This is a genomic window from Mesorhizobium sp. M0923 (genome assembly GCF_040319365.1).
Taxonomy (GTDB): domain Bacteria; phylum Pseudomonadota; class Alphaproteobacteria; order Rhizobiales; family Rhizobiaceae; genus Mesorhizobium.
The window spans coordinates 86525-108707 of record NZ_JAMYNW010000011.1 but is presented as its reverse complement, the minus strand read 5'-3'; the positions used below and the strand labels follow the sequence as shown (position 1 = coordinate 108707).

25 protein-coding genes are annotated in these 22183 nt (G+C 63.7%); 11 read left to right on the top strand and 14 right to left on the bottom strand.

The window, feature by feature from the left end; all coding sequences use genetic code 11:
* Positions 1 to 8: 8 nt before the first annotated feature.
* The 3 genes from NKH89_RS19750 to NKH89_RS19740 all read right to left on the bottom strand — a co-directional run bounded on the left by NKH89_RS19750 (position 9) and on the right by NKH89_RS19740 (position 3944).
* Positions 9 to 794: a ThuA domain-containing protein gene (locus NKH89_RS19750; protein ID WP_352855730.1), complete on the bottom strand. Its 786-nt coding sequence runs from the start codon at positions 792 to 794 to the stop codon at positions 9 to 11.
* Between the two features lie 196 nt (positions 795 to 990).
* Positions 991 to 2520, bottom strand: coding sequence for a DUF2778 domain-containing protein (locus tag NKH89_RS19745; RefSeq protein ID WP_023720621.1), 1530 nt, complete (start codon positions 2518 to 2520; stop codon positions 991 to 993).
* Between the two features lie 611 nt (positions 2521 to 3131).
* Positions 3132 to 3944, bottom strand: a complete 813-nt coding sequence (locus NKH89_RS19740; RefSeq protein WP_031194473.1) for a class I SAM-dependent methyltransferase — start codon at positions 3942 to 3944, stop codon at positions 3132 to 3134.
* Between the two features lie 188 nt (positions 3945 to 4132).
* Between NKH89_RS19740 and NKH89_RS19735 the strand changes: the two genes are divergently transcribed.
* Positions 4133 to 4555: a hypothetical protein gene (locus tag NKH89_RS19735; protein WP_023720624.1), complete on the top strand. Its 423-nt coding sequence runs from the start codon at positions 4133 to 4135 to the stop codon at positions 4553 to 4555.
* A 198-nt stretch (positions 4556 to 4753) separates the two neighbouring features.
* Here NKH89_RS19735 and NKH89_RS19730 read toward each other — a convergent pair whose 3' ends face one another.
* Positions 4754 to 5350 carry a cation efflux transmembrane domain-containing protein gene (locus tag NKH89_RS19730; protein WP_023720625.1) on the bottom strand — a complete coding sequence of 199 codons (597 nt, stop codon included), beginning with the start codon at positions 5348 to 5350 and terminating at the stop codon, positions 4754 to 4756.
* Positions 5351 to 5496: 146 nt separating this feature from the next.
* Between NKH89_RS19730 and NKH89_RS19725 the strand changes: the two genes are divergently transcribed.
* The 8 genes from NKH89_RS19725 to NKH89_RS19690 all read left to right on the top strand — a co-directional run bounded on the left by NKH89_RS19725 (position 5497) and on the right by NKH89_RS19690 (position 10710).
* Entirely contained in the window at positions 5497 to 5871 is a 375-nt protein-coding gene (locus NKH89_RS19725; RefSeq protein WP_023720626.1) for a hypothetical protein, read from the top strand.
* A 131-nt stretch (positions 5872 to 6002) separates the two neighbouring features.
* A complete protein-coding gene (locus NKH89_RS19720; RefSeq protein WP_352909609.1) occupies positions 6003 to 7283 on the top strand; it encodes a multicopper oxidase family protein in 1281 nt (426 codons plus the stop codon).
* A gap of 28 nt (positions 7284 to 7311) precedes the next feature.
* Positions 7312 to 7752 carry a DUF411 domain-containing protein gene (locus tag NKH89_RS19715; protein WP_023720628.1) on the top strand — a complete coding sequence of 147 codons (441 nt, stop codon included), beginning with the start codon at positions 7312 to 7314 and terminating at the stop codon, positions 7750 to 7752.
* A 22-nt stretch (positions 7753 to 7774) separates the two neighbouring features.
* Complete coding sequence (locus NKH89_RS19710) at positions 7775 to 8287, top strand: TlpA disulfide reductase family protein (RefSeq protein ID WP_352609276.1); 513 nt, start codon at positions 7775 to 7777, stop codon at positions 8285 to 8287.
* Positions 8288 to 8354: 67 nt separating this feature from the next.
* The gene (locus NKH89_RS19705) at positions 8355 to 9038 is read left to right on the top strand and encodes an SCO family protein (RefSeq protein ID WP_023720630.1); all 684 of its coding nucleotides are present in this window, start codon (positions 8355 to 8357) and stop codon (positions 9036 to 9038) included.
* 51 nt (positions 9039 to 9089) lie between these two features.
* Entirely contained in the window at positions 9090 to 9869 is a 780-nt protein-coding gene (locus tag NKH89_RS19700; RefSeq protein ID WP_352484015.1) for a DsbA family protein, read from the top strand.
* Positions 9866 to 10432 (top strand): hypothetical protein, encoded by a 567-nt coding sequence (locus NKH89_RS19695; protein WP_023720632.1) that lies wholly within the window; start codon positions 9866 to 9868, stop codon positions 10430 to 10432. Before NKH89_RS19700 ends, NKH89_RS19695 begins: the two co-directional genes overlap by 4 nt.
* 113 nt (positions 10433 to 10545) lie before the next feature.
* Positions 10546 to 10710: a hypothetical protein gene (locus NKH89_RS19690; protein WP_352589569.1), complete on the top strand. Its 165-nt coding sequence runs from the start codon at positions 10546 to 10548 to the stop codon at positions 10708 to 10710.
* Between the two features lie 123 nt (positions 10711 to 10833).
* On the opposite strand, the gene NKH89_RS19685 is transcribed toward NKH89_RS19690, so the two are convergent.
* From NKH89_RS19685 to NKH89_RS19675, 3 genes are read right to left on the bottom strand one after another with little or no spacing between them, the layout of a single operon-like run.
* Positions 10834 to 12054, bottom strand: a complete 1221-nt coding sequence (locus NKH89_RS19685) for an NAD(P)/FAD-dependent oxidoreductase (RefSeq protein WP_352909608.1) — start codon at positions 12052 to 12054, stop codon at positions 10834 to 10836.
* Positions 12051 to 12764, bottom strand: coding sequence for a methyltransferase domain-containing protein (locus tag NKH89_RS19680; protein ID WP_023720635.1), 714 nt, complete (start codon positions 12762 to 12764; stop codon positions 12051 to 12053). The genes NKH89_RS19685 and NKH89_RS19680 overlap by 4 nt, the downstream gene beginning before the upstream one ends.
* The gene (locus NKH89_RS19675; protein ID WP_352494454.1) at positions 12761 to 13828 is read right to left on the bottom strand and encodes a type III polyketide synthase; all 1068 of its coding nucleotides are present in this window, start codon (positions 13826 to 13828) and stop codon (positions 12761 to 12763) included. Before NKH89_RS19675 ends, NKH89_RS19680 begins: the two co-directional genes overlap by 4 nt.
* 263 nt (positions 13829 to 14091) lie before the next feature.
* Here NKH89_RS19675 and cueR point away from each other — a divergent pair, with 263 nt between their 5' ends.
* Both cueR and NKH89_RS19665 read left to right on the top strand, forming a co-directional pair.
* Positions 14092 to 14490, top strand: coding sequence for a Cu(I)-responsive transcriptional regulator (gene cueR, locus NKH89_RS19670; protein ID WP_031194477.1), 399 nt, complete (start codon positions 14092 to 14094; stop codon positions 14488 to 14490).
* Entirely contained in the window at positions 14487 to 15044 is a 558-nt protein-coding gene (locus NKH89_RS19665; protein ID WP_352855734.1) for a cytochrome c, read from the top strand. Before cueR ends, NKH89_RS19665 begins: the two co-directional genes overlap by 4 nt.
* A gap of 5 nt (positions 15045 to 15049) precedes the next feature.
* Here the strand turns inward: NKH89_RS19665 and atzF are convergent, their stop codons facing one another.
* Genes atzF through NKH89_RS19630 form a run of 7 tightly spaced genes read right to left on the bottom strand, consistent with a single transcriptional unit; the run spans position 15050 to position 22175 of the window.
* Positions 15050 to 16858, bottom strand: a complete 1809-nt coding sequence (gene atzF, locus NKH89_RS19660) for an allophanate hydrolase (RefSeq protein WP_352494456.1) — start codon at positions 16856 to 16858, stop codon at positions 15050 to 15052.
* A complete protein-coding gene (locus NKH89_RS19655; protein ID WP_023720640.1) occupies positions 16855 to 17205 on the bottom strand; it encodes a cupin domain-containing protein in 351 nt (116 codons plus the stop codon). Before NKH89_RS19655 ends, atzF begins: the two co-directional genes overlap by 4 nt.
* Positions 17198 to 17866: a cysteine hydrolase family protein gene (locus NKH89_RS19650; protein ID WP_352909606.1), complete on the bottom strand. Its 669-nt coding sequence runs from the start codon at positions 17864 to 17866 to the stop codon at positions 17198 to 17200. The genes NKH89_RS19655 and NKH89_RS19650 overlap by 8 nt, the downstream gene beginning before the upstream one ends.
* A complete protein-coding gene (locus NKH89_RS19645) occupies positions 17866 to 19398 on the bottom strand; it encodes an ABC transporter ATP-binding protein (protein WP_023720642.1) in 1533 nt (510 codons plus the stop codon). Before NKH89_RS19645 ends, NKH89_RS19650 begins: the two co-directional genes overlap by 1 nt.
* 10 nt (positions 19399 to 19408) lie before the next feature.
* The gene (gene biuH, locus NKH89_RS19640) at positions 19409 to 20110 is read right to left on the bottom strand and encodes a biuret amidohydrolase (protein ID WP_023720643.1); all 702 of its coding nucleotides are present in this window, start codon (positions 20108 to 20110) and stop codon (positions 19409 to 19411) included.
* A 14-nt stretch (positions 20111 to 20124) separates the two neighbouring features.
* Positions 20125 to 21051 (bottom strand): ABC transporter permease, encoded by a 927-nt coding sequence (locus NKH89_RS19635; protein WP_023720644.1) that lies wholly within the window; start codon positions 21049 to 21051, stop codon positions 20125 to 20127.
* Positions 21051 to 22175, bottom strand: coding sequence for an ABC transporter permease (locus NKH89_RS19630; RefSeq protein ID WP_352909605.1), 1125 nt, complete (start codon positions 22173 to 22175; stop codon positions 21051 to 21053). The genes NKH89_RS19635 and NKH89_RS19630 overlap by 1 nt, the downstream gene beginning before the upstream one ends.
* Positions 22176 to 22183: the final 8 nt, after the last annotated feature.

Sequence of the window (22183 nt, the reverse complement as noted above, 5' to 3'; positions counted from 1 at the left end):
TTTGTGGTCTAGCGAAAGCCGGCTTCGCCGGCGGAATGAAGTTTTCCGCCGCGCTCGACGATCGGCTCGAGCGCCTTTTCCGCCGGCACGTTCGGCGCATCGAGGATGGCCGGATTGGAGCCGAGCGGGTTGTGCGCCCATCTCACCGCATTGCGCAGCACCTTGTGGACGGTGGCGTCGTGATAGGTCGGATAGGTCTCGTGGCCGGGCCTGAAATAGAAGATGTTGCCGGCGCCGCGGCGATAGGTCAGCCCCGACCGGAACACTTCGCCGCCCTGGAACCACGAGATGAACACGGTCTCGAGCGGCTCCGGCACGGCGAACTGCTCGCCATACATCTCCTCGTTCTCGAGCTCGAAATACTCGCCGATCCCGGCTGCGATCGGGTGGTTGGGGGTGGTCACCCAAAGCCGCTCGCGCTCGCCCGCCTCGCGCCATTTCAGCGTGCAGGGCGTGCCCATCAGCTTCTTGAAAATCTTCGAGAAATGGCCGGAATGGAGAACGATCAGCCCCATGCCCTCCCAGACGCGGCGCGCCACACGCTCGACCACTTCGTCGGCGACGGCGCCATGGTCCTTGTGCCCCCACCACAGCAAGACATCGGTCTCGGCCAGACGGTCGGCCGGCAGCCCATGCTCCGGCTGCTCCAGGGTTGCCCACGACACCGAAATCTCCGGGTCGAGCTTCAGCGCATTGGCAATCGTCGCGTGCATGCCCGCGGGATAGATGCCGGCGACCACCTCATTGGTCCGCTCATGGATATTCTCGCCCCAAACGACAGCGCGTATTGTCATGATGTCCTCTTGATTGTTTGAAGCTGGAGCCGCCCGACCGGTCAGTCATAATATCCCCGGCCGGGAATGAAAACCGTTTCGCGGCCGGCTGCTGACAATCTGTTGGAAATCGGGCGGGAAAGTCCACGCGGCAAAACCAGCGATGCCGGCGCTGTTCCCGCCGACATCTCACATGTTTGCGCTGCCTGCGAATAACCTAAGCGCCGCGGCCCTCTTGGGCGACGCGTGTCAGCGGCTTCGACAGCCGCGGCACCACGACAAGGCGCTTGATCTTGCCTTTCTTGTAGGCGGCGAGGAAGCGGGCATAGTCCTTGAAGACGACGCAGCCATTGGATTCGGCGCGGCCGCCGCGCAGCATGTAGGTGTGGGCGAGCAGGCCGTCGCGGCCATATTTGTTGCTGCCGCTGGCAGGGGTGAGACGCAGTGCCTCGACGCCGTGGAAGCGCGATTCCCGCAGCGTCAGATTGTAGGTGTCGGGCGGCGTCGGACCGACATTCTTCTTGTGAACGTAGCGCGGCTGGTCGACCATCGAACCGTATCCCGAATGTGCCTCCAGCCGCGAGCCGTCGGGCATATAGACGGTCTTGGCCGAGATGTCGTAGACGGCCACGCCGCTGCCCATGCCAGGCGTGGTGAACAGGTTCCTGAAGGCCCCGCCGAGTCCGCCGGAAGGCATGTCGGGCTTGGCATAGGCCAGCATGTCGCCGCCCTGCGTCTTCGACCGTTTGCCCGGCTTGCCCGACACGGCCGGCACTGCCGCTTGTGACGAATTGCGAGGCGACAGGCTGCCGGGTTGCGTCTCGACCGGCGGAGCATCGGCCGTCTGGACCTTGCTCGCCCTGGATGCCTGGGTCTTCGATGCCTGGGCCTTGGATGCCTGGGGCGGCTCCGTTTTTGCTGCCTGATCCTTTGGCGTCCGGTCTTTCGGCGCCCGGTCTTTCGAGGCTTGAGTCTGGGGCGCCGGCTGATCGATGACCGCCCGCGGACGCAGCGTCGGCAGCGGAATGCTGTCGGGCATGTCGTCCTGCGGCGGCAGCGAGGCCAACTGGACCTCAGGTTCTTGCGGCTCTTGTGAAGCCGCGGGCTCGCTTGCCATGACGGCTGCCGGGAGCACGTCGATCATCTGCTCCGGCAACGTATTCGCCAGCGCCAGCGCCAGGCGCGACGAGCGTTCGATCTCCGCCACCGCCGGCCCGAAGCGCACCGATGGCGGGCCGTTCGGGTCGGGTATGCGTACCGGCTCGGCGAACCGGGCATCGGCCGGCAGGCTGGCGAGCATGACGGGTGAGCCGGAGGAGGCACGGGCAAAGGCAGCGGCAAGCTTTTGCGGCGACAGCGCGGCTTTGGCCACCACGTCGTCGAAGCTGGATTGCCGCGATGCATCGGCGACAAGCGGCACGGTATTGCGCTTGAGACGCGCCGATTTTCCCTGGTGAACGAAGTTCGACGCCGACCGCAGGCAGTTGGCATCGCATCCGTGCTGCAGCAACTGGGCCGACAGCGCTGCGTTTGCCGCGGCCCATGTCGGGGCCTGCGCCTTTGCAAGGCTGCGGCGAGGATCGGCGAGCGCGATGGTGCGCGGCGCGAGCAGGCTTTGCGGGAGACCGTTGGAAGCGGCGGTGAGCGAGGTTCCCATCGAATAAAGGCCGGCCAAGGTCGCCACCGACCATAATGCAATGGCTGCGCCGACGGCCGGAACCGCGACCCAGCGCAGGCCGGGCCTCATCGAAGTCAATCCAGTTGCAGGACTGTCACCCCGGGTTTTCGCACTTACAAACGCCATTCAACCACTCTCAATCGGCCGTTGCCGGCTAGCGGATTTCGCAGCCGTGACATTCACAGTTCGCCTGGTGCCCCCAGCACACTTCGCGTCTGTTGCCGATTGATTCAAAAGATGGACAAAGTTGGTTAACCAATCCCTCTACGGACCGCCGATTGGGCGACGGTCACACCGAAAAACGCCCTCCAAAACCTGCATAGTTGGCAAAACTGCCCTCCAATGATGACTTTGCTGCCCGTTTTTGTCGGCCGAGTCAAGAAAGCGAAATGACTAGACCTTGCTGGGCGGAGTCGGCGACGGCTGCCAAAGTGAAGCCAGGCCGACCAGAATCGCGCCGCCGGCAGCCGCCGCCATCAAGCCCCGGCGATCGGTCGAACTGGCGATTATCGACCTGCCACTTGTCGACCTGCCACTCGGGCGAATGAACGATTAACGTCCGGGAATTCAGGATAGCGGCAAGACGTTTGCTGCTCAGCGCTGGAACGGAATATCCAGCACCTCAAGCAAATTCCAGGAAAAGTGTGAAACGGTTTTCCGCCCGGAAAACGATGAACCGTTCAGACCACAGCCATGATTATGTGAGCCTGGATTTTGGCAGCAACCCCGCCGCTGCCATGCCTGTCTGCAATCGCGGCTGCGGCGTAGTCGGTTGCAGCATCCAGTTTTCCCGCCTCCCTGGCCTCGATTTCGTTGCGAAGGAGAGTGCCCTGGCAATAAGCAACGGCCGGAAGGCGCGGCGAGGAGGCACGGCTTTGTTCGGCCCTCGTCTCGATCACCACACCGGAAAAACCTGCGTCCTCCAGTTCGCGGCGGATCAGTGCCGTATCGTGGTAGCCATGCGGCGTGCGGGCCAGAAAGCGCGGCGGATCGTTCGGAAAAATCCGCGCCAGAGCATTCGTCACATCGTCGGCAAATACATTCTCCTCGATGCGATCCCATACGCTGAATAGGAAATGTCCGCCAGGCTTCAGAACTCGCCGGGCTTCGCGGTAGGCAGATGAGCGGTTGGGAAAGAACATCGCACCGAACTGACAACAAACGAGATCGAAGGCCGCATTTTCAAACGGCAGCGCCAGAGCATCGGCCTGGCGCCATTCGATGCGATCGTCGGGAGCTTGCCGCGAAGCGGCGTAGTCGAGCATCGGCTGGTTGAGGTCGGTTACGACATAGCTTGCACCGGAGGACAGTTTTGGCGCCAATGCGCGGGTCACAACACCGGTGCCCGCGGCGGTTTCCAGAACGGCCCTGGGCGACAAGGACGCGGCCCGTCGTGCAAGATCTGCGGCGAACGGCTCGAAAATCAACGGCACCATATAGCGGTCGTAGTTTTCCGGAATCGAGCCAGCGAACACCTTGTCCGTTTCCAACATTGCTATCCCCCGCCGTCCGTTTTATGGCTCGTCAGCATAGCATGGAATTGTCTGTTTTTCGGTCGCATTCGACCGAGCGGCGGTTCGCTCATGGACCCTCCGAAACGGCGTTCTGCAGTTATCTGCAAATGTGCTAACATAGAGTGGCCATGCACATTGGTGCGCGGCCAACATAATGGGAGGACGCGATGAAAACCATAAATCGCAGGTCTGCAATTGCGCTCGGCGTGACGGCGGCCGCGGTAACGCCTTTGTTCACGCTGGCGGCAGCTGCAAAGGCCAAGAAATACGGCCCGAAGGAAGGCAGGGAAATAGCCCCCGGCGTCAGGGTAGTTGAGGTCGGCACCGGCAATTCCGATATCCCCGCCTACAAGAGCATCTCAATTGTCGATGTGGTCTTTCAGCCGGGAGCAGCCGCTCCCGCAATGGTAATGGACAACGACATGGTATGTACCATTGCCGCCGGTGAATTCACGATCAAGAAAGCCGACAAGCAATTCAAGCTCAAGGAAGGTGACATGTATACCTGCTCCAAGGGCAAGACCGAGGCGGCAGCCAACACCAGCAAGGTGGTCGGCATCCACCGCATCGCCGTCTTGATACCTGCCTAGCGCATGCCAACGAAAACCGGCCCGCGTCCTCGTCCGGGACGCGGGCCTTTTTGATGATGTTCGTGGCGGTTTCTCTCTCGGTCCGCTTTGCAAGTGTGCGTTTATATTAGAGATCACGCAAGTTTCTGGATCACTGCCGGCCGGTATGCGCCCTGCATTGGCGGATTAGCAATCCGGCAGCGCGCTGAGCGTTTGGCTTCACGAAACGGCTCGGTGCTCTTCCCGGGCAGCCTCCCAGACCTCGCGCGCCGCGTCTGCATTCAGTGCCGCAATTCCCAGCCCGACGATCAGATCCGGCCATGCCGAGCGCCATAGGAAGGCGGTCACCAGTCCGGCCAGTATGATCGCGATGTTGGCGACGGCGTCGTTGCGGGCCGAGAGGAATGCCGCCCTGGTAAGACTGCCGCTGTGGTGGCGGTAGCGCGCCAGCATGTAGGCGCATGACAGGTTGACCGCCAAGGCGCCCAACCCCGCCAGCGTCAGGGCCGTTGGCTGCGGCGGCACCGGCATGTTGAACTTTTCCCACGCGGTCCACAGCGTCGCCAGGCCCGGCACCAAAAGGATAAGTGCCAGCGCCATGCCGACCCGCGAGCGGGCACGCAGCGACCATCCCATGGCGAGCAGTATCAGGAGGTTGACCGAGGCATCTTCCAGGAAATCGACGCTGTCGGCGAACAGCGACACCGAGCCGATCGCCAGCGCCACGGCGAATTCAATGCCGAAATAACCGAGGTTCAGCAGCGCGACGACAAGCACCACCCGGCGAAGGCCGTCCGACGTAATGGCTTGCTGCATGGTCTGTCCCGATGTGATGGTGTTGATGTTATTGCTGGCCGCCCCGGCTCTCGATGGTCTCGATCTCGCAGGGGCTTGCAAAAACCGCTATTTGAGGCCAGCCTAGGCCGAACATGGCACGTCTGTCACCAAAACACCTCCTGACTATGCTGCTCGCGGTCCTCGTGATCGCCGGGTTCAGCCTGTCCGCCGCTCAGGCTGCCGTCATGTCGGCCAGGATGGCGATCGACAGCCGCATGACCATGGCCGCAGATGCCGGCACCACCGACGCCGACATGGCCAAGATGGCCGATGCCAAGGGCGGCGACTGCAGCGCTTGCCTCAAGAGCTCGGCCGACAACGACAAACCGATGCAATGTGCGCCGACCTGCGTCGCACCGGTTCTGGCGGTGCTGCCGGAAGCTCTCCCCGTGACGGGACTGCTGCGGGCAGAGCTGCCGCCGGCGCTTCCCGCCGCGTTCCTGCACGGGCGAAGTCTGTTGCCCGAGCCATTCCCTCCAAGACCCAGCGCTCTCGTCTGACGCCGTTTCTGCCGTTTCCGCGGCTGATTGGCGGCGTTTGATCGTCCGGCTGCGCACAATGCGCAGCGGGCGCGGCAGCAATCCAATCGACGTCGCGACGTTCGCCGTCGGTTACCGCAGGGGTCACAAGGGTGAATTCCGTTTCAAGTCCGTTCATAACGCGCCGCAAATTCCTGTTTGCGGCAGCGAGCATTGCCGCCTCCGTGCCGATCCGCCCTGCACTGGCGCTGGCTACCGGCGAACACCGGATCAGGGTGGCGCCAGGCCAGGCACGGCTCACCGGCCCCGATGGTCCGCGCACTCCGGTATGGGCCTATGATGGCACGGTCCCCGGCCCGACACTGCGCTTACGCCAGGGGCGGCCCGCTCGCATCATCGTTGAGAACGGACTGGGCGAGGACACCACGGTTCACTGGCACGGCATCCGGCTGCCGAACGCGATGGACGGCGTGCCGGGATTGACCCAACCGCCGATCAGGCCGGGCGAAAATTTCGTGTACGAGTTCACCCCGCCCGATGCCGGCACCTTCTGGTACCATCCGCATGCCGACAGCCTGGTTCAGCTTGGCCGTGGCCTTGCAGGCGCACTGATCGTCGAGGAAGCCGAACCGGTCGCGGTCGACCGCGAGCTTCTATGGCTGCTGCAGGACTGGCGGCTCACCAAGGATGGGCAAATCGCTGCCGGCTTCGGCAACATGATGGATGCAGCGATGTCGGGCCGCGTCGGCAATGTCGTCACCGTCAACGGTGCACCGCCGGCCGACCTGACCGTGAAGGCCGGCGAGCGCGTCAGGTTGCGGCTGGCCAATGCGTCACTCGCTCGCATCATGGCTTTGCGTTTCGAAGTCCACCGTCCGGTCATCGTCGCCATCGACGGCCAGCCCTGCGACCCGCATGAGCCGGAGGGCGGACGCCTGGTGCTGGCGCCTGCCATGCGCATCGATGTCGTGCTCGACATGCAGGGCGACCCGGGCAAGCGCTACGCGGTGATCGATGAGTTCTACGACGGCCTTGCCTACTCCCTGACCACGCTCGCCTACGACGCCGGCGCGCCGCTGCGCGACCATCCTCTCGATGCGCCGCTTCGTCTGCCGGCCAATCCGCTGCCGGCCCCCGACCTGGCCAAGGCCGAACGGCATGAAATCGTCCTGCAGGGCGCCACCTGCCGTCTCACCATGCGCAACGAAACCGCGTGGTGGCATCCCATGCACGTCCACGGCTTCAGCCTGTCGGTGCTTTCGCGCAACGGCTCGCCAGTACCGCACCGGCAATGGCAGGACACGGTGCTGCTCGCCCCCAAGGACACGATCGAATGCGCCTTCGTTGCCGACAATCCCGGTGACTGGATGCTGCACTGCCATGTCGCCGATCACCAGATGGCCGGCCTGATGACAGTGTTCCGCGTGACCTGAAAGTTTTGTCCAACCAAGGAGAACTGCAATGAAACTGACCTACCGCCTAGCCGCACTGTCCCTGCTGATCGCAACGCCGCTGCCTGCCTTTGCCGCCACGATCAACGCCGTCATGTACAAGAACCCGCAATGCAGCTGCTGCGAATCCTACGCCAACTATCTCGAGCACAACGGCTTCAAGGTCGACATCAAGCCGGTCAACAATCTCTCTCAGATCAGCAGCGATGCCGGCGTGCCGGCCGACCTCGAAGGCTGCCACACGCTGATGGTCGACGGCTATGTCGTCGATGGCCTGGTGCCGGTCGAAATCGTCAAGAAGCTTTTGACCGAACGCCCTGCCATCACCGGCATAACGCTGGCCGGCATGCCGACGGGCGCTCCAGGCATGGGTGGTGAGAAGCAAGGCCCCTTCGTCGTCTACGCCTTCACCAAGGACGGCAAGGCGCCCACCGTCTACGCGACAGAGTGAGGCTATTGTGAGCAAACTGGCCATGGTCCTGATTGGCATGCTGCTGGCATTTTCGCTGCCGGTATCAGCCGCCGAGCCGCCGCAGAACTTTGTCGTTCACGAGGCGCCCGTCCCCGTACCGGAAATCAGCTTCGAGGATGGCAATGGCAAGCCGAAAACGCTTGCGGATTTCCGCGGCAAGGTCGTGCTGCTCAATCTCTGGGCGACATGGTGCGCGCCTTGCCGCAAGGAGATGCCGACGCTCGATCGTCTGCAGGCCAAACTGGGCGGTCCGGATTTCGAGGTCGTCGCGCTGTCCATGGACCGTGCCGGTCCGGAGGTTGTAAAGAAGTTCTTTGCCGAGATCGGCATCAAGCACCTCGCCCTCAACATCGATGCCTCGGGCAAGGCCATGTTCGCCATCGGCTCCGTCGGCCTTCCGGCAACCCTGCTGATCAATCGCGACGGCAAGGAGATCGGCCGGCTGATTGGGCCGGCCGAATGGGACGCGCCCGACATGGTCGACTTCATCGGCAGCCGCATCGCTGCCGAGTGAGAAAGGAACAGATATGTCCGGGTTGAAGGCTCACTGCCTTGCATCGGCTTTGAACGAGTGGAGATGTTTGCTGCTGGGCGCCATTGCCATTGCGGCGCTGACCGTGGGGTTTTCGTATCGGGCGCAAGCCCACTCGCTCGACGAAATCGACACCATGCTTGAGGGCGACGAGAAATATTTCCAAACGATCGACAAGCCGGCGCCTGAATTCACGCTGCGCACCGCCGATGGGCGTGTCGTGCGAACGGCAGATCTGCGCGGCAAGGTGGTCGTCCTCCACTTCATCTACACATCGTGCCCGGATGTATGCCCCCTGCATGCCGAGAAGATCGCCGAGGTCCAGAAAATGGTGAACGGCACGCCGATGAGAGGCCAGGTCAGCTTTGTGACCATCACCACCGACCCCGCCAGGGACACGCCGGACGTGCTGCGCAGCTACGGGCAGACGCACGGGCTCGATCCCGTCAATTGGCTGTTCCTGACCACGACGGCGGATCAGCCGGAGGATGCGACCCGCAGACTGGCGGAGGCCTTCGGCCACAAGTTCACACTGACGGACGATGGTTATCAGATGCACGGCACCGTCACCCATGTGATCGACAAGGAGGGCCGCTGGCGGGCGAATTTCCATGGCCTGAATTTCGCTGCGGTCAATCTCGTCACCTTCGTCAATGCGCTCACCAACAATGTCGAGCGCCCGCACCATGAGCCGGAAACGGGATGGTGGGCGACGATCAAGGGCATGTTCTGAGGCACCATTCACATGCCGGCGGTCCGGCGAAACAGAGGGAAGGAGAACCCTGTGATCCACAAATCCAATTCATGGCGCGGAGCCATCGGCAAAATGGCCCGTGCCTTCGTCCTGGCCGGTGCGACGGCCTGGCTCGCGCTCGGTATCCACGGTCAGGCGATCGCCGCGGGCGAGATGTCCCAGGACCAGTTCGACCAGCGCATCCACGATTATATCCTCGCGCATCCCGAGGTCGTCATGGAGGCGCTGCAGAGCCTCGATGCCCGCCAGCGCGAGGCCGCGGCAAAAGAGGCGAAGGCTGCCCTGGCGGCCAAGGCCGACGATATCTTCCGGGACCCGGCGAGCCCGGTCGGCGGCAACGCCGAAGGCGACGTCATCATGGTCGAGTTCTTTGACTACAACTGCCCCTATTGCCGCCAGGTTGCGCCGATCCTGGCGCAAGCCGTGGCCGACGATCCGCAGCTCAAAATCGTCTACAAGGAATTCCCGATCCTCAGCACGGATTCCGTATTTGCTTCCAAGGCGGCTCTCGCCGCAATGCGCCAGGGCAAGTACATGGCATTCCACAAGGCCTTGTATGCGGTGAAGACGCGGGTGACCGAAGCGGTCGTGCTGAAGGTTGCTGCCGACGTCGGTCTCGATGTGGCTAAGCTGAAGACCGACATGCAGCGGCCCGATATCCAGGCGTCGATCGACCGGAATACGCAACTGGCACAGGCGCTGAAGATCAGTGGAACGCCAAGCTTCGTCGTTGGCGAGCAGATTTTCCCCGGCGCGACCGACCTCGCAACGATGAAGAAACTGATCGAGCAAGCGAGGAACAGCAAATGAGCCGGATATGCCATCCAACCCGACGGACGGTTGTTCTGGGCAGCGCCTTTGGCGTCGCTGCGGTCGTCGGCTTGCTCAAGGGGCCGGATTTGACGATCGCCGCGGAGGATTCCGATCTGGTGCGCCGCTTCAAATATCTCAGCCAGAACGGCAACAGCACGTGTTCGGCCAAGTTCACGGAGTCGATTGCGACCATGCCGGCGATGTCGCGGATCACGGGCTCGTGCTGCAGCCCAATGGAGACAAAGCGCTATGCCGAGCAGGTGAACGGTTTGGCCAGGTACCGCGAGATCGCGATGATCCCGAACGATCCGTACGATATTCCGGCCGGCATCGCACAGAAGATGATGCCCTACTACGATGTGAAACTCTCCGGCGACGAGCAGCAGGCCTATGACTATGCGATGGCCAATTCCAACGAGAAAGGCCCTTGCTGCTGCCAATGCTGGCGCTGGAAAGTGTATGGCGGATTGGCGAAGTTCCTGATCCGCGAGCAAGGTTTCACCGGCAAGCAGGTCGTCGACGTCTGGGATCTCTCGGACGGCTGCGGCGGAGGTATGTGAGACGGACAGGACAGGACACTTCCGGTTGGCGGGACAAGGCGACAGGCGGCCGATCGGTTTCCTGGTCGTCTTGACCGAAGTCCCCGGCGAGCTAATTGCCTTCGCAGTCGCCGATGCTTACCGACGAAGGCGGGCCTTCACTGACCGTAAAGGTGATTGCAATGATGAATGGTCCAATGGATACGTGGATGATGGGCGGCATGGCACTCGTCTGGGTCCTGGTGTTCGTCGCCCTCTTGCTCGCGATTGCAGCCTTGGTCAAATACCTGCGAACCTGAAGCCGCGGACGCAGTCAGGTATACGACTATGCGATGACAAATTCCGGGGAGAAGGAGCCAGCTGCTGCCAACTGTGGCGGTGGCATGTAAGGCGACCAGGGCAGCACGACGCCGCGTCACTCGTCAGGCAAAGCCGGGAACCCGCTTGGTCTTGCCGCTCAGTTGCGCGCCCAGTGTCAGTGTCTGCGGGAAATTCCGGACGATCGCCGCCATCAAGGTGGCGCTGCCGGGGCGAAGGGCAATTCCGGCAAGGGCCGCGGCAGCGTAGACCCGTGTCGAAAACAGTCTTTTCCAGGCCGCCTCATAGCGCCTGGCGGCAGCCTCGCGCCCTGCTCGGCCACCTGGCGCGGATGCGAGTTCGCAAGCCAGCAGCCAGCCGGACTGCAGCGCCATCGAGATACCCTCGGCGATAACAGGATGAGACTCTCCGGCTGCGTTGCCGACGCGGAAGATGTCCTCTTCGTAGAACGAGCGGATTCCCGGCCGGATCGGACCTGCGGCAAGCCACGGACCGTCGAGAAGCGCCGGTTCCAGAGCGTCCCGCACGCCCCGGCATGAGTCGACGAGATGGCGGGAGACCGCATCGGCGGCCGGCACATGGCTCCGGTGTTTGGGGCCATGTTGTTTACGCAACCGCGCCAGCATATCGCGGCGAATGCAGCACGAGATCGACAAGCGGCCATGATCGGCCGAGACCATGCCGCCATAGCCGCCGGGGAAGGCCAGCAGAGGCATCAAATCCGGCGCCAGCGACGACCCGGTGAAATGCGCCTTGAAGCCGAGCAGGTCCGACGGGCGATTGGCCTTTGCGAGCTGGCTGGGCAGCGGCCCCGGTTCCCAGGAGCCGTGTGCGGCGACAATCACCGGCGCGCGCAACATCGCCGTTTCGTCCCCGGCTTGAATTCGTACCCTTTGCATCTCGCCGTCCCGGTCGATGGCGACGGCGCGGCAGGGCTGGAAGATTTCGACACCCGCCGATCGCGCCGTCTGCAAAAGCAGAGAGTCGAGAATGTCCCGGCCGAGTGCCCGGCCGAAGCCGTCTTTTGCAGGAGGCCCAGCTCCTGCACGTGGCATTGCCGCCTCGACGCAGGTTTCGCCGGAAAACAAACCGACGCGGCGGATTTCGGGGCCGGCATCGGTACGCCAGGCATCGCCGATCTCCAGCTGGTCGAAAAGCGCAAGATTGCTTGCCGAGATGTATTCGCCGCAGACCTTGCGGCGCGGAAATGCGGTCTTTTCCACAATTGCCACGGCCCATCCGCGCCGGGCCAGCGTGAGCGCGACGGACGTCCCCGCCGGGCCGGCACCGATGACGATCGCGTCATGAGTCGACAATCGCGTCATGAGTCGCTGCCGGCACTGGCGCCGACGAAGATGTGGGAGAAGAGGCCGGCGCGCCGCTCCTCGACCGGTTTGCCGTTGGCCGCAAGCCAGAGACCGGAAAGCTCGCTGCCGCGAAAGCCGGCACGCACGCTTTGCGCCGCATCGTTCCGTGTGACGTCATTGGCGCCGATTGCCGGGAGAAGACGGGTCGCGGCCAGCGCCAGTTTCGCCCGCAACGGCTCAGTCGCCAGCAGCAACGGGGCTTTCGGCCTGATCAGCGAAAACAGACGCACGAGCTGCGCATCGTCGAGATGATGCAGGAACAGATTGACCGTGACGGCGTCGAACCGTGCGCCCTCGATCTTTCCTGCCCAGTCGAAGACATCGGCGGTGATCCCTTCAGCCTTCCATCCCAGCCTGTCAAAATCGCCGCGCAATTGCGCGGTGACGAGGCTGACGCGGTCGAGCATCATCAGTTCGACCCCAGGCCAATGCCTGGCCATGCGCCGCGCCACCGCCAGCATGAAGGAGCCATCGCCGGCGCCGATCTCCAGAATACGGCGTGGCGGCTTTGGCACAAACCTCCTGAGCAACGACGTCATGATCGGCACCTGAAACATCAGCATATTGATGCGCCGAAGGTCGCGGCGCGCGGTCAGCGCTCGCGGATCGTCGGCCGCAAGGCCGTCAAGGATTTCCGGCGCAAGCTGCCGATGCTCCAGGCCGCTCATGACACCGTTCGAAAGAGCATGGTTTCGGCCGTCAGCCCGGGTCCGAACGACATGCCGCAGCCGAGCAGGCCGGCAGGCGCCTTCAGCATCTCTTTCATCACGAACATGACGGTCGCCGACGACATGTTCCCGTATTGGCGCAACACCGCGCGCGATGGTTCCAGCGCGGTGGGCTCCAGTTCCAGAGCCCTTTCGACGGCATCAAGCACCGAACGCCCACCCGGGTGCACGGCCCAAAGGTCGATCGCCTCGGTCGGCCGGCCACCGAGGATGGCGGCCTGGTTGCTCCGCAACGCTTCATGAATCGCTGCCGGCACTTGGCCGGAAAGAACCATTTCGAATCCGTGGTCGCGAATATTCCAGCGCATCAGATCCCGCCGCTCCCTCGCCACCAGACAGTGAAAGCTATCGAGCTCGATGCCGAGCGGCTCGGAAGTGATGAGCGCAGCCGCACAGCCATCGCCCCAGAGGCAGAACGACAGCAGTTTTTCCAGTTCGGTGGTTTGACGCAGGTGCATCGTGCAGAGCTCGATATTGACCAGCAGGACCTTGGCCTGCGGGTCGGAGCGGACGATGTGACGCGCCAGCTTGAGGCCGTTGATCGCCGCGTAGCAACCCATGAAACCGATCATCGTGCGTTCGACCCCGTCCGGCAGCCCGCAACGCGCAACCAGCTCGAGATCGATGCCCGGCGCCGAAAAACCGGTGCAGGTAGTGACGATAAGATGGGTGATGCGGGAAGCGTCGTCGCCAAGTTGCAATCCGTCGATGCCCTTTTGCGCCAGAACAGGTGCGGCATCGTCGAACATCGCCATTCTCATGGCCGTTCCGGGAAACGCGCCCCGAATGAAGGTCCCGGCCAGGTCGGCGGATGGTCCTTCGGGATCGGACGCCGGCGCAAAGCAGGAATAGCGGTGCTCGATGCCGGCAAGATCGGCCATGCGTTCGAAGATCCTCCGGCGATCGGCCGCGAGCATCGAGGCCGCGAAACGCAGGTAGAATTGATGAACCTCGTGCTCCGGCACCGCTGTCGCGATCCGGTTGATATAGGCCTTGACGGGCATGTTCTATCTCCTCGGCGTCTGCACGGCGTAACGTGCCGCCGGAGGGTCCTTGCTGATCGGTACCTGGTGCCGGGCGCCGAGTTTGAGCGCTGTTCGATAAACGTTTCCGAAAACTGATTTCTTCCCGAAGGTTCAGTATGCGCTGTTGGCAGGCAAACGGTTGGAGCCGGCGGGCGGTTGCGTCGGGCATCCAAAATCGCCACATCATGTTGACCTTCCATCTACTGGAAGGTCTATTTCCTCCGATAAAGGAGATTTCCGATATGAACATCGGCGTCGCATCCGAAAAATCCGGCCTACCGGCCAAGACGATCCGCTACTACGAGGACATCGGGCTCTTGCACCCGGCCCGGACAGACAATGGCTATCGCGATTACTCGACGGCCGATATTCACCGGCTGCGCTTCCTGCAGCGCTCGCGAAGCCTGGGGTTTTCGGTCGACGAATGCCGCCAGTTGCTCTCGCTGTACCAAGACCGGGAACGTGACAGCGCTGACGTGAAGGCGATCGCGAAAGCCAAGTTGGTGGAGATCGACAGGAAGATCGCCGAACTGGTCGGATTGCGCGGCTTGCTTCACCATCTGGTCAGTCACTGCCACGGCGACGAGCGGCCGGAGTGCCCGATCATCGACGAGTTGGCGGGACAAGGCGTGGCCCAGTGAGGCTCGCAGCCGCTCTAACAGTGCTGTCGCTTGCCTGCGTCTCTGTCGTGCTCGCTGCCGCCCATTCGAGCCGTGATGCGGTCATCGAGGCTCGCCAGGCCTCGATGAAGGAAATGGCTGCGGCGGCAAAGGCGATCGCCGGGATGTTCGACGGCAAGCGGGCGTATGACGCCGCGGCTTTCAAAGCGGCGGCCGAGGCCATCCGCGCCCGCACCGGCCCTTCCCTCATTGCCGAATTCCCCAGCGCGACATTGGGTGCGCCTTCAGGCGCCAAGCTGGATATCGACCCTGCCCGCGCGGAGTTCGAAGGGCTGGCTCGCCACATCGGGACGCTGGCCAGCGCCCTGGCCTCCGACGCCGAGCGGGTGCCGCCGCGCATTACCGACGACATGAGAATGGGTTCCGGCCCGGCGATGGGCGGTGGCAGCCTGCTTGGCAAGCGACCGGGGACGGCGGAAGCCGATCCCGCCAAATTGCCGGCGGAGCACCTCCTGCATCTCATCTTGCAGGATTGCTCGAGCTGCCACTCGAAGTTCCGGCAAAAGGTCGAGTGATGGCGTCAGCTCCGCAGCTGCTGATCCGCCATGAAATTGCGCCAGCCGCCGAAATGCGAAATCTCTTCTGCATCGGTAAGGCCGGCACTTTCAACGAGGAAGCCTTTCGGCGAAGTTCCGTCGTCGAGCAGAAGCGTCCCGATGCCGAGCGGCGGCGGGATCGCCGCGACGAAGCGACCGAAGGCTTGCGGCGACAGCCGCCAGACTTCGACCTCGATGGCTGTGCCCTTGCCATTGCAGGTGCGCTCGAGCCCCGGTCTCGACACCGACTGGCCGGCGAGTGCGTAAAGCCGGTAGAGCGGCGCCGTTCTCGCACCCCGGGCGAAAATCGCGCCGAGCTGCTGCAACTGGCCGTTCAGCGCCATCCCCGATAGATGCGCGCCGACCACGGCCAGCTCGATCGTGCCTTCATCCACGTCCACGCGGATATCGCCACGCGGCGGCAGCGGCCAGCCGGTAGCGCCCAGCGCAAGGCCGCTTGCCGCATGGACATCGCGCGCAAGCGACGCCGTCAGATGGTCCTTGCCCGCCGCGGCAAGCAAGGTGACGCTCATCGGCAAACCGTCGCTGCGGGTTCCGGTCGGCACGGCGATGCCGCACATGTCGAGCAGATTGACGAAGTTGGTGTAGGTGCCGAGCCGGCTGTTGGTGACGATAGGGTCAGCCAACACCGCTTCGACTGTGTAATGCGTCGGCGCGGTCGGCACACAGAAAAGATCGACCGAGGCGATAACCGGCGCAAGCTTGGCCTTGTAGGCCTGCAAGGCATAGAGCCCGTTGAAGGCGTCCGCTGCGGAAAGTTTTCGCGCACCGCCGATGATCTGCCGCGTCACCGGATGCATGGCCGCCTCGTTGGCATCCATGAAGTCCCTGATCGCGGTGTAACGCTCGGCCACCCAGGCGCCCTCGTAAAGCAGATTGGCGGTGGCGTAGAAATCGCCGAACGGGATTTCGACCAGCCTGCAGCCCAGCGTCTCCAGCGAGGCAAGAGCGGCCTCGAAGCCCGCCTGCATCGCCTGGTCGCCGAAGAACGTCCGATCGGCCTTGGCCGGCACGCCAACCGTCAGCACCGGTGGGCGCGCGGCAAGCGGTTGGATGCCGAGGTCACGTGAATAGGGATCGGCGTCGTCCTTCGCCGCCGCGACCTCGAACACGCTGTAGGCGTCGTCGACGTTGAGTGCGAAGACGGAGACGCAGTCGAGCGTGCGGCAGGCCGGCACGACGCCGGCGGCCGACAGCGCGCCGACGCTCGGCTTCAGCCCGACGATGTTGTTGAGGCCGGCGGGTATGCGGCCCGAACCGGCGGTGTCGGTGCCGAGCGCGAACGAGACGATGCCACGCGCCGTCGCCACGGCCGAGCCGCATGAGGAGCCGCCCGGCACCAGTGTCGGGTCGATCGCATTCCTCGGGATTGGATAGGGCGTGCGCACGCCGACCAGGCCGGTAGCGAACTGGTCGAGATTGGTCTTGCCGACGACCAGCGCGCCGGCGGCCTTGAGCCGCGCGACGACGGTGGCGTCGTTCGCCGGCAAGTAGGCATATTCCGCGCAGGCCGCCGTGGTCGGCATGCCGGCAACATCGATGTTGTCCTTGACCGCGAACGGAACGCCCCACAGTGGCTTTGCCAACGGATCGAACGGGCCGAGCTTTTCCGCCTCGGCAAGCATCTCCGCCCTGCTCGCCAGATGGATGAAGATGCCCGGGTCATCGGCCGCCGCGAGCCGCGCATGGACCGTATCGATCATATCGCCAATACTGAGGCCGGCCTGATAGGCGGCGTGCAGGCTCGCTATGTCGAAGCGGATGTCGCTCATTCGGCCTCGCCCTGAATGACGACCGGCAGGTTCCACTGGATGAGTACGACGCAGCCGTCTTTTGTCCACACCGAATGCTCGGTTCCAACCGGGTTCAGGATCACACTGCCCGCTGCATAGTCGCCGTTCTCGTCGCTCTGCGAGCCTTCCAGCACGATGATCGTTTCCAGCCCGGCGTGGCGGTGACGCGGCACGCCGGCGCCCGCCCGGTAGTTGAGAATCGCGACCGACGGTTCCGTCGATCCCCCCTTGAGCAGCCAATGCACCGTGATGCCTTCGCGAAAAGGCTCGAATGGCAGATCACGCCAGCCCCCTTGGATGAGGGCCTGGTATGCAATGTTAGGCATTGGAAATTCCCTCGAGCACCTGGTCCGTTGTCGCCGTCCAGCCGACGATCGCGCCCTGCGCCCTGATCATGGCAAGGGCTGCCGTCTTGAACTCCGGAAAATAGCTCTCCGTCGCATCCTCCGCCAGCAGGCATTCATAGCCGCGGTCGTTGGCCTCGCGCATCGTCGTCTGCACGCAGACCTCCGTCGTCACCCCGGCAAAGACCAGTTGCTGTGCGCCGAGCCGCTTGAGGTCATCGCCGAAGCTGGTGGCATAGAACGCGCCCTTGCCGGGTTTTTCGATGACGATCTCGCCAGGCAATGGTGCAAGTTCATCGAGGATCGCCGTTCCCGGTTCGCCGACGATCAGCACGCGACCCATGGGACCGATATCGCCGATGCGGATCGACGGATTGCCGCGATTGCGCTTGGCCGGCGGCAGATCCGAAAAATCTGCCTTGTGGCACTCCATCGTGTGGATCACCGGCAGGCCAGCGGCGCGAAACCCTTCGAGCAATCTCTTCACCGTCGGCACGATCGCCACCACCCGGCTGACGTCGTTGCCGAGGCTGGCGCCGAAGCCGCCGGGCTCGGCGAAATCGCGCTGCATGTCGATGACGACCAGCGCCATCGTTTCAGGCTTGAAGGCAAACGGGAACGGCAGCGCCTCGATCTCCGCCATCAATGATGTCCCGCCATGTGCTCGCCGATCGTCTGCACGCTCGCCTGTGCGATCGGCGTCTCATAGACCAGCGCGCCATCCGACATGACGAAGATGCGGTCCGAAAGCTCAAGCAGCTCGTCGAGGTCCTCCGACATCAAAAGCACTGCAGCACCGGCATTGCGCGCCTTCATGATGCGGGCGCGTATTTCGGCGACGGCGGAGAAGTCGAGGCCGAAGCAGGGGTTCGACACGATGAGCAAATCGACCTCGCCGGTCAGTTCCCGCGCCAGCACCGCGCGCTGCACATTGCCGCCCGACAATGATGAAATCGGCGAAGCGAGCGAGGCCGTCTTGACCTTGAACTGTTCGACAAGACGGGCCGCGTAGTCCCTGATCGCGCTCATCCTGATCCAGTTGACCGGCTTGCCGGCCTCGTTGAGGTCGAAGGTCCGGAAGGCCATGTTTTCGGCCACCGTCATCCGCGGTGCGCAGGCATTGCGCAATGGCTCCTCCGGAATGAAGCGGACATTGAGCGTGCGCGCCTCGCTGCGGCTGGCACCATAGGGCGAGCCTTTCACCAGAACGTCGCCCGCATTGCGTGCCCGCTGTCCGGCAAGGACTTCGAGAAACTCCTTCTGGCCGTTGCCGGAGATGCCGGCGATGCCGACGATCTCGCCGGACTTCACGTCGAGCTCGCCGATGTCGATGCTTTTCAAGCCGGTGCGGTCAGGCGCCTTCAGCGACTTTACCGTCAGCACCTGCCTGGCGCCGGCCGGCACCGGAGCGCGACTGTCGAGTGCTGCAATCGGTTGGTCGCCGATCATCATCGCCGCCATCTGCTTGTGCGAAAGTTCGGAGACCTTTCCGGTTCCGGTCAGCCTGCCCTTGCGCAACACGGTGATGTCGTCGGCAAAGGCCGTCACCTCGTGGAATTTGTGCGAGATCATCAGCACGGTGAGGTCGCCTGTCCTGGTCATGTCGCGCACCAGGCCAAGCACTTCCTGTGCCTCGCCAGGGGTGAGCACCGAAGTCGGCTCGTCGAGCACCAGGAAACTGCGGCCGAGATAGAGCTGCTTGACGATTTCGAGCTTCTGCTTCTCGCCGGCCGCAAGTTCCGCCACCTTGACGTCGAGCGGCAGCTTGAACGGCATCCGCTGCATGAATTGCGCAAGTGCGGCGCGCTCCTTGCGCCAGTCGATGACGCCCGGCACTTTCTCGCGGGAAATGACCAGGTTTTCCGCACCGGTCAGCGACGGGACGAGGGTAAAATGCTGATAGACCATGCCTAGCCCGAGCGCCGAGGCATCCTTCGGGCTGGCTATCGCGACCTCGCGGGCATCGACCAGCATGTCGCCGGCGGTCGGGCGGTAAAAACCCATCATGCATTTGACCAGCGTCGACTTGCCGGCACCGTTTTCGCCAAGCAGCGCATGGAATGATCCCGCTGGCACCTTGATCGAGACATCGTCCAGCGCGGTGAAGGCGCCGAAGCGCATGGTCATGCCGATAGTCTCGACGCCGACGGCTTTCTTGACGATGGTTCCGCTCAAGATCGTCCCCTCACGGCAGCTGCGCGACGAAGGACGCCGAGCTCGACACCGCGCCGAACACGCCGCCCTGCATCTTGATCATCTTGATCGCGGCGAGATGGTTGCCGTAGTCGGTCGCGCCGCAGCAGTCCTCAAGCATCACGCATTCGAAGCCGCGATCATTGGCCTCGCGCATGGTCGTGTGGACGCAGACATCGGTGGTGATGCCGGTCAGCACGATGTTTTCGATGCCGCGCTGGTGCAGGATCAGCTCCAGATCGGTGGCGCAGAACGAGCCCTTGCCCGGCTTGTCGATGATCGGTTCGCCCGCCGCCGGATAGAGGTCGGGGATGATATCCCAGCCTGGTTCGCCGCGCACCAGGATGCGCCCGCAAGGTCCGGGGTCGCCAATGCCGGCATTGATGCGGCGTGAGCGCCAGCGCTTGTTGGCCGGCAGGTCGGCGAGATCGGGCCGGTGGCCCTCGCGCGTGTGGATGATGGTGTAGCCCTGGGCCCGCATGGCTGCAAGCACCGACTTGATCGGCTCGATCGGCGCCCGCACCAGCGAAAGATCGTAGCCCATATGATCGACATAGCCGCCCGGCCCGCAGAAATCGGTCTGCATATCGATGATGATCAGAGCCGTATTGTCCGACCGCAGCTCGCCATTGTAGGGCCATGGATAAGGGTCGGCGTCGATGTAGCGCTGGGTGATCTCGGCTCTGGCGTTCATCGGGAAAACTCCAGTCATTTGGTGATCGACAACTCGCCCGGCGCGCCGGCAAGCGAGCGGCTCGGCGACGAGGTGGCGATCATGATGATGAGCGTGAGGATGTAAGGTGCGGCGTAGAAGAGATAGTAGCCCTGCGTTACCCCGACCGATTGCAACGCCGGGCCTAGCGCCCCGGCGCCGCCGAACAACAGTGCCGCGGCAAAGCAGCCGAGCGGGTTCCAGCGTGCGAAGATGACCAGCGCCACCGCCATCAGCCCCTGCCCCGACGAGATGCGTTCGGTCCAGCTGCCGGGGTAATAGAGCGACAGATAGGCGCCGCCGATGCCGGCGAGCGCGCCGCCGACGCCTGTCGCAAGCAGGCGCACGGTGTTGGGATTGAGGCCCATGGCGCGCGCCGCATCGGAGCTGTCGCCGACGACGCGTACGATCAGGCCGGCGCGGGTGTTACGGAAGGCCCACCACAGGAACAGCGCAAGTGCGGCCCCGATCAGGAACAGCACGTTGACGTTGAGCGCCGCCTGCACCTGCGGAATATTCGACCAGCCACCGAAGGCGATGGCCGGCAGGTCTGGCGCCGAGGGCTGGATGAACGGCTTGCCGAAGAAGAAGGCGAGACCCGAGCCGAACAGCATCAGCGCGATGCCGATGGCGATGTCGTTAACCCCGCGGAATTTGCAGATCCAGCCATGGAACAGCCCGAAGCAAAGACCGGCACCGGCGGCAGCCAGCACGCCGAGCCATGGCGAGCCGGTCACCACTGCTACCGCATAGGCGGTCATTGCGCCGAAGACCAGCGTGCCTTCGAGGCCGAGATTGATGCGGCCGGAGCGCTCGGTGATGGCTTCGCCGAGCGACACGAAGATGAACGGCGTCGAGACGCGGATGGCGCCGCCGAGAATGGCGAGCGGCACGCCCCACAGGCCGATCTCGGTCGCGTCCATCAGGAGCCCCTCTTCCACAGATCGGGATTGAAAGCCTTGAAGCGGCCGTAAAAGGTTTCGCTGAACAGGATGACTACGAAGAGCATGCCTTGCAGCACCAGCACGGTGGCGTCGGGCAGGTCCATGCGGCGCTGGATCAGCCCGCCGGAAGCGCCGATGCCGCCGAGCAGGAAAGCGACCGGGATGATGGCGAGCGGATTGTGGCGGGCGAGGAAGGCGACGAGGATGCCGGTATAGCCGTAGCCGGCGGCGAGCGAGGCGTTGGCGCTGCCTTGCACGGCGCCGACTTCCAGCATGCCGGCCAGTCCGGCAAAGCCGCCGGCGAGCCCGGTAAAGCCGACGATCAGCGGGCCGACGGCAAGCCCTTGCACCTGGGCCGCCCTGACATTGCCGCCGGCAATGCGGGCGGCAAACCCCCAGCGCGTCTTTTCGATCAACAGCCAGGACAGGACGCAGGCGACGATGCCGACGACAAGGCCCCAGTGCACGTCCATGCCTGGAATGTTGCCGATGCGGTAGGCATCCGCCAGCGGCTCGGTCGAGGGTTTGTTGAGCGAGGCCGGATCGCGCAGCGGCCCTTCGACCAGATGGTTCATCAGCGCGATGGCGATATAGGCCATCAGCAGGCTGGATATGGTTTCGTTGACGGCGCGGTAGTGGCGGAGTGCGCCGACGGCACCTATCCAGATGCCGCCGGCGACCACGCCCGCCACGCCCATCAACAGGATGACCACGAAAGCCGGCGCGCCATTCGCCGCGACGCCGATGGCGGCGGCGGCAACGCCGCCCAGCACGATCGCGCCTTCGCCGCCGATGACGACGAGGCCGAGCCGAGCCGGCAGCGCCACGCAGAGCGCTGCCAGCAAAAGCGGTGCGGCCCGCGACAGCGAGTTCTGGATCGAGAACCAGGAGCCGAAGCCGCCGCGCCACATCGTCACGTAGAGTTGCACCGGTGATTTGCCGACCAGCGCGATGAACAGGCTGAACAGCGCCATGCCGACGATCAGCGCCGCGAGCGGTATGACGAAGGCTTCCGCCCGCCGTGCCACCCATTCGAGTGCCGCCGGATAATTCCTGGCGCCAAACAGCGCTGGTGCGCTCGCGGTACTGACCGTGTCTGCCATGGCCCCGT

What these genes read in the sequence shown, in the direction of transcription:
- NKH89_RS19750 (WP_352855730.1), bottom strand. Translation starts at nt 794, where the DNA reads ATGACAATACGCGCTGTCGTTTGGGGCGAGAATATCCATGAGCGGACC.
- NKH89_RS19745 (WP_023720621.1), bottom strand. Translation starts at nt 2,520, where the DNA reads ATGAGGCCCGGCCTGCGCTGGGTCGCGGTTCCGGCCGTCGGCGCAGCC.
- NKH89_RS19740 (WP_031194473.1), bottom strand. Translation starts at nt 3,944, where the DNA reads ATGTTGGAAACGGACAAGGTGTTCGCTGGCTCGATTCCGGAAAACTAC.
- NKH89_RS19735 (WP_023720624.1), top strand. Translation starts at nt 4,133, where the DNA reads ATGAAAACCATAAATCGCAGGTCTGCAATTGCGCTCGGCGTGACGGCG.
- NKH89_RS19730 (WP_023720625.1), bottom strand. Translation starts at nt 5,350, where the DNA reads ATGCAGCAAGCCATTACGTCGGACGGCCTTCGCCGGGTGGTGCTTGTC.
- NKH89_RS19725 (WP_023720626.1), top strand. Translation starts at nt 5,497, where the DNA reads ATGCTGCTCGCGGTCCTCGTGATCGCCGGGTTCAGCCTGTCCGCCGCT.
- NKH89_RS19715 (WP_023720628.1), top strand. Translation starts at nt 7,312, where the DNA reads ATGAAACTGACCTACCGCCTAGCCGCACTGTCCCTGCTGATCGCAACG.
- NKH89_RS19710 (WP_352609276.1), top strand. Translation starts at nt 7,775, where the DNA reads ATGGTCCTGATTGGCATGCTGCTGGCATTTTCGCTGCCGGTATCAGCC.
- NKH89_RS19695 (WP_023720632.1), top strand. Translation starts at nt 9,866, where the DNA reads ATGAGCCGGATATGCCATCCAACCCGACGGACGGTTGTTCTGGGCAGC.
- NKH89_RS19690 (WP_352589569.1), top strand. Translation starts at nt 10,546, where the DNA reads ATGCTTACCGACGAAGGCGGGCCTTCACTGACCGTAAAGGTGATTGCA.
- NKH89_RS19685 (WP_352909608.1), bottom strand. Translation starts at nt 12,054, where the DNA reads ATGACGCGATTGTCGACTCATGACGCGATCGTCATCGGTGCCGGCCCG.
- NKH89_RS19680 (WP_023720635.1), bottom strand. Translation starts at nt 12,764, where the DNA reads ATGAGCGGCCTGGAGCATCGGCAGCTTGCGCCGGAAATCCTTGACGGC.
- NKH89_RS19675 (WP_352494454.1), bottom strand. Translation starts at nt 13,828, where the DNA reads ATGCCCGTCAAGGCCTATATCAACCGGATCGCGACAGCGGTGCCGGAG.
- cueR (WP_031194477.1), top strand. Translation starts at nt 14,092, where the DNA reads ATGAACATCGGCGTCGCATCCGAAAAATCCGGCCTACCGGCCAAGACG.
- atzF (WP_352494456.1), bottom strand. Translation starts at nt 16,858, where the DNA reads ATGAGCGACATCCGCTTCGACATAGCGAGCCTGCACGCCGCCTATCAG.
- NKH89_RS19655 (WP_023720640.1), bottom strand. Translation starts at nt 17,205, where the DNA reads ATGCCTAACATTGCATACCAGGCCCTCATCCAAGGGGGCTGGCGTGAT.
- NKH89_RS19650 (WP_352909606.1), bottom strand. Translation starts at nt 17,866, where the DNA reads ATGGCGGAGATCGAGGCGCTGCCGTTCCCGTTTGCCTTCAAGCCTGAA.
- biuH (WP_023720643.1), bottom strand. Translation starts at nt 20,110, where the DNA reads ATGAACGCCAGAGCCGAGATCACCCAGCGCTACATCGACGCCGACCCT.
- NKH89_RS19635 (WP_023720644.1), bottom strand. Translation starts at nt 21,051, where the DNA reads ATGGACGCGACCGAGATCGGCCTGTGGGGCGTGCCGCTCGCCATTCTC.
- NKH89_RS19630 (WP_352909605.1), bottom strand. Translation starts at nt 22,175, where the DNA reads ATGGCAGACACGGTCAGTACCGCGAGCGCACCAGCGCTGTTTGGCGCC.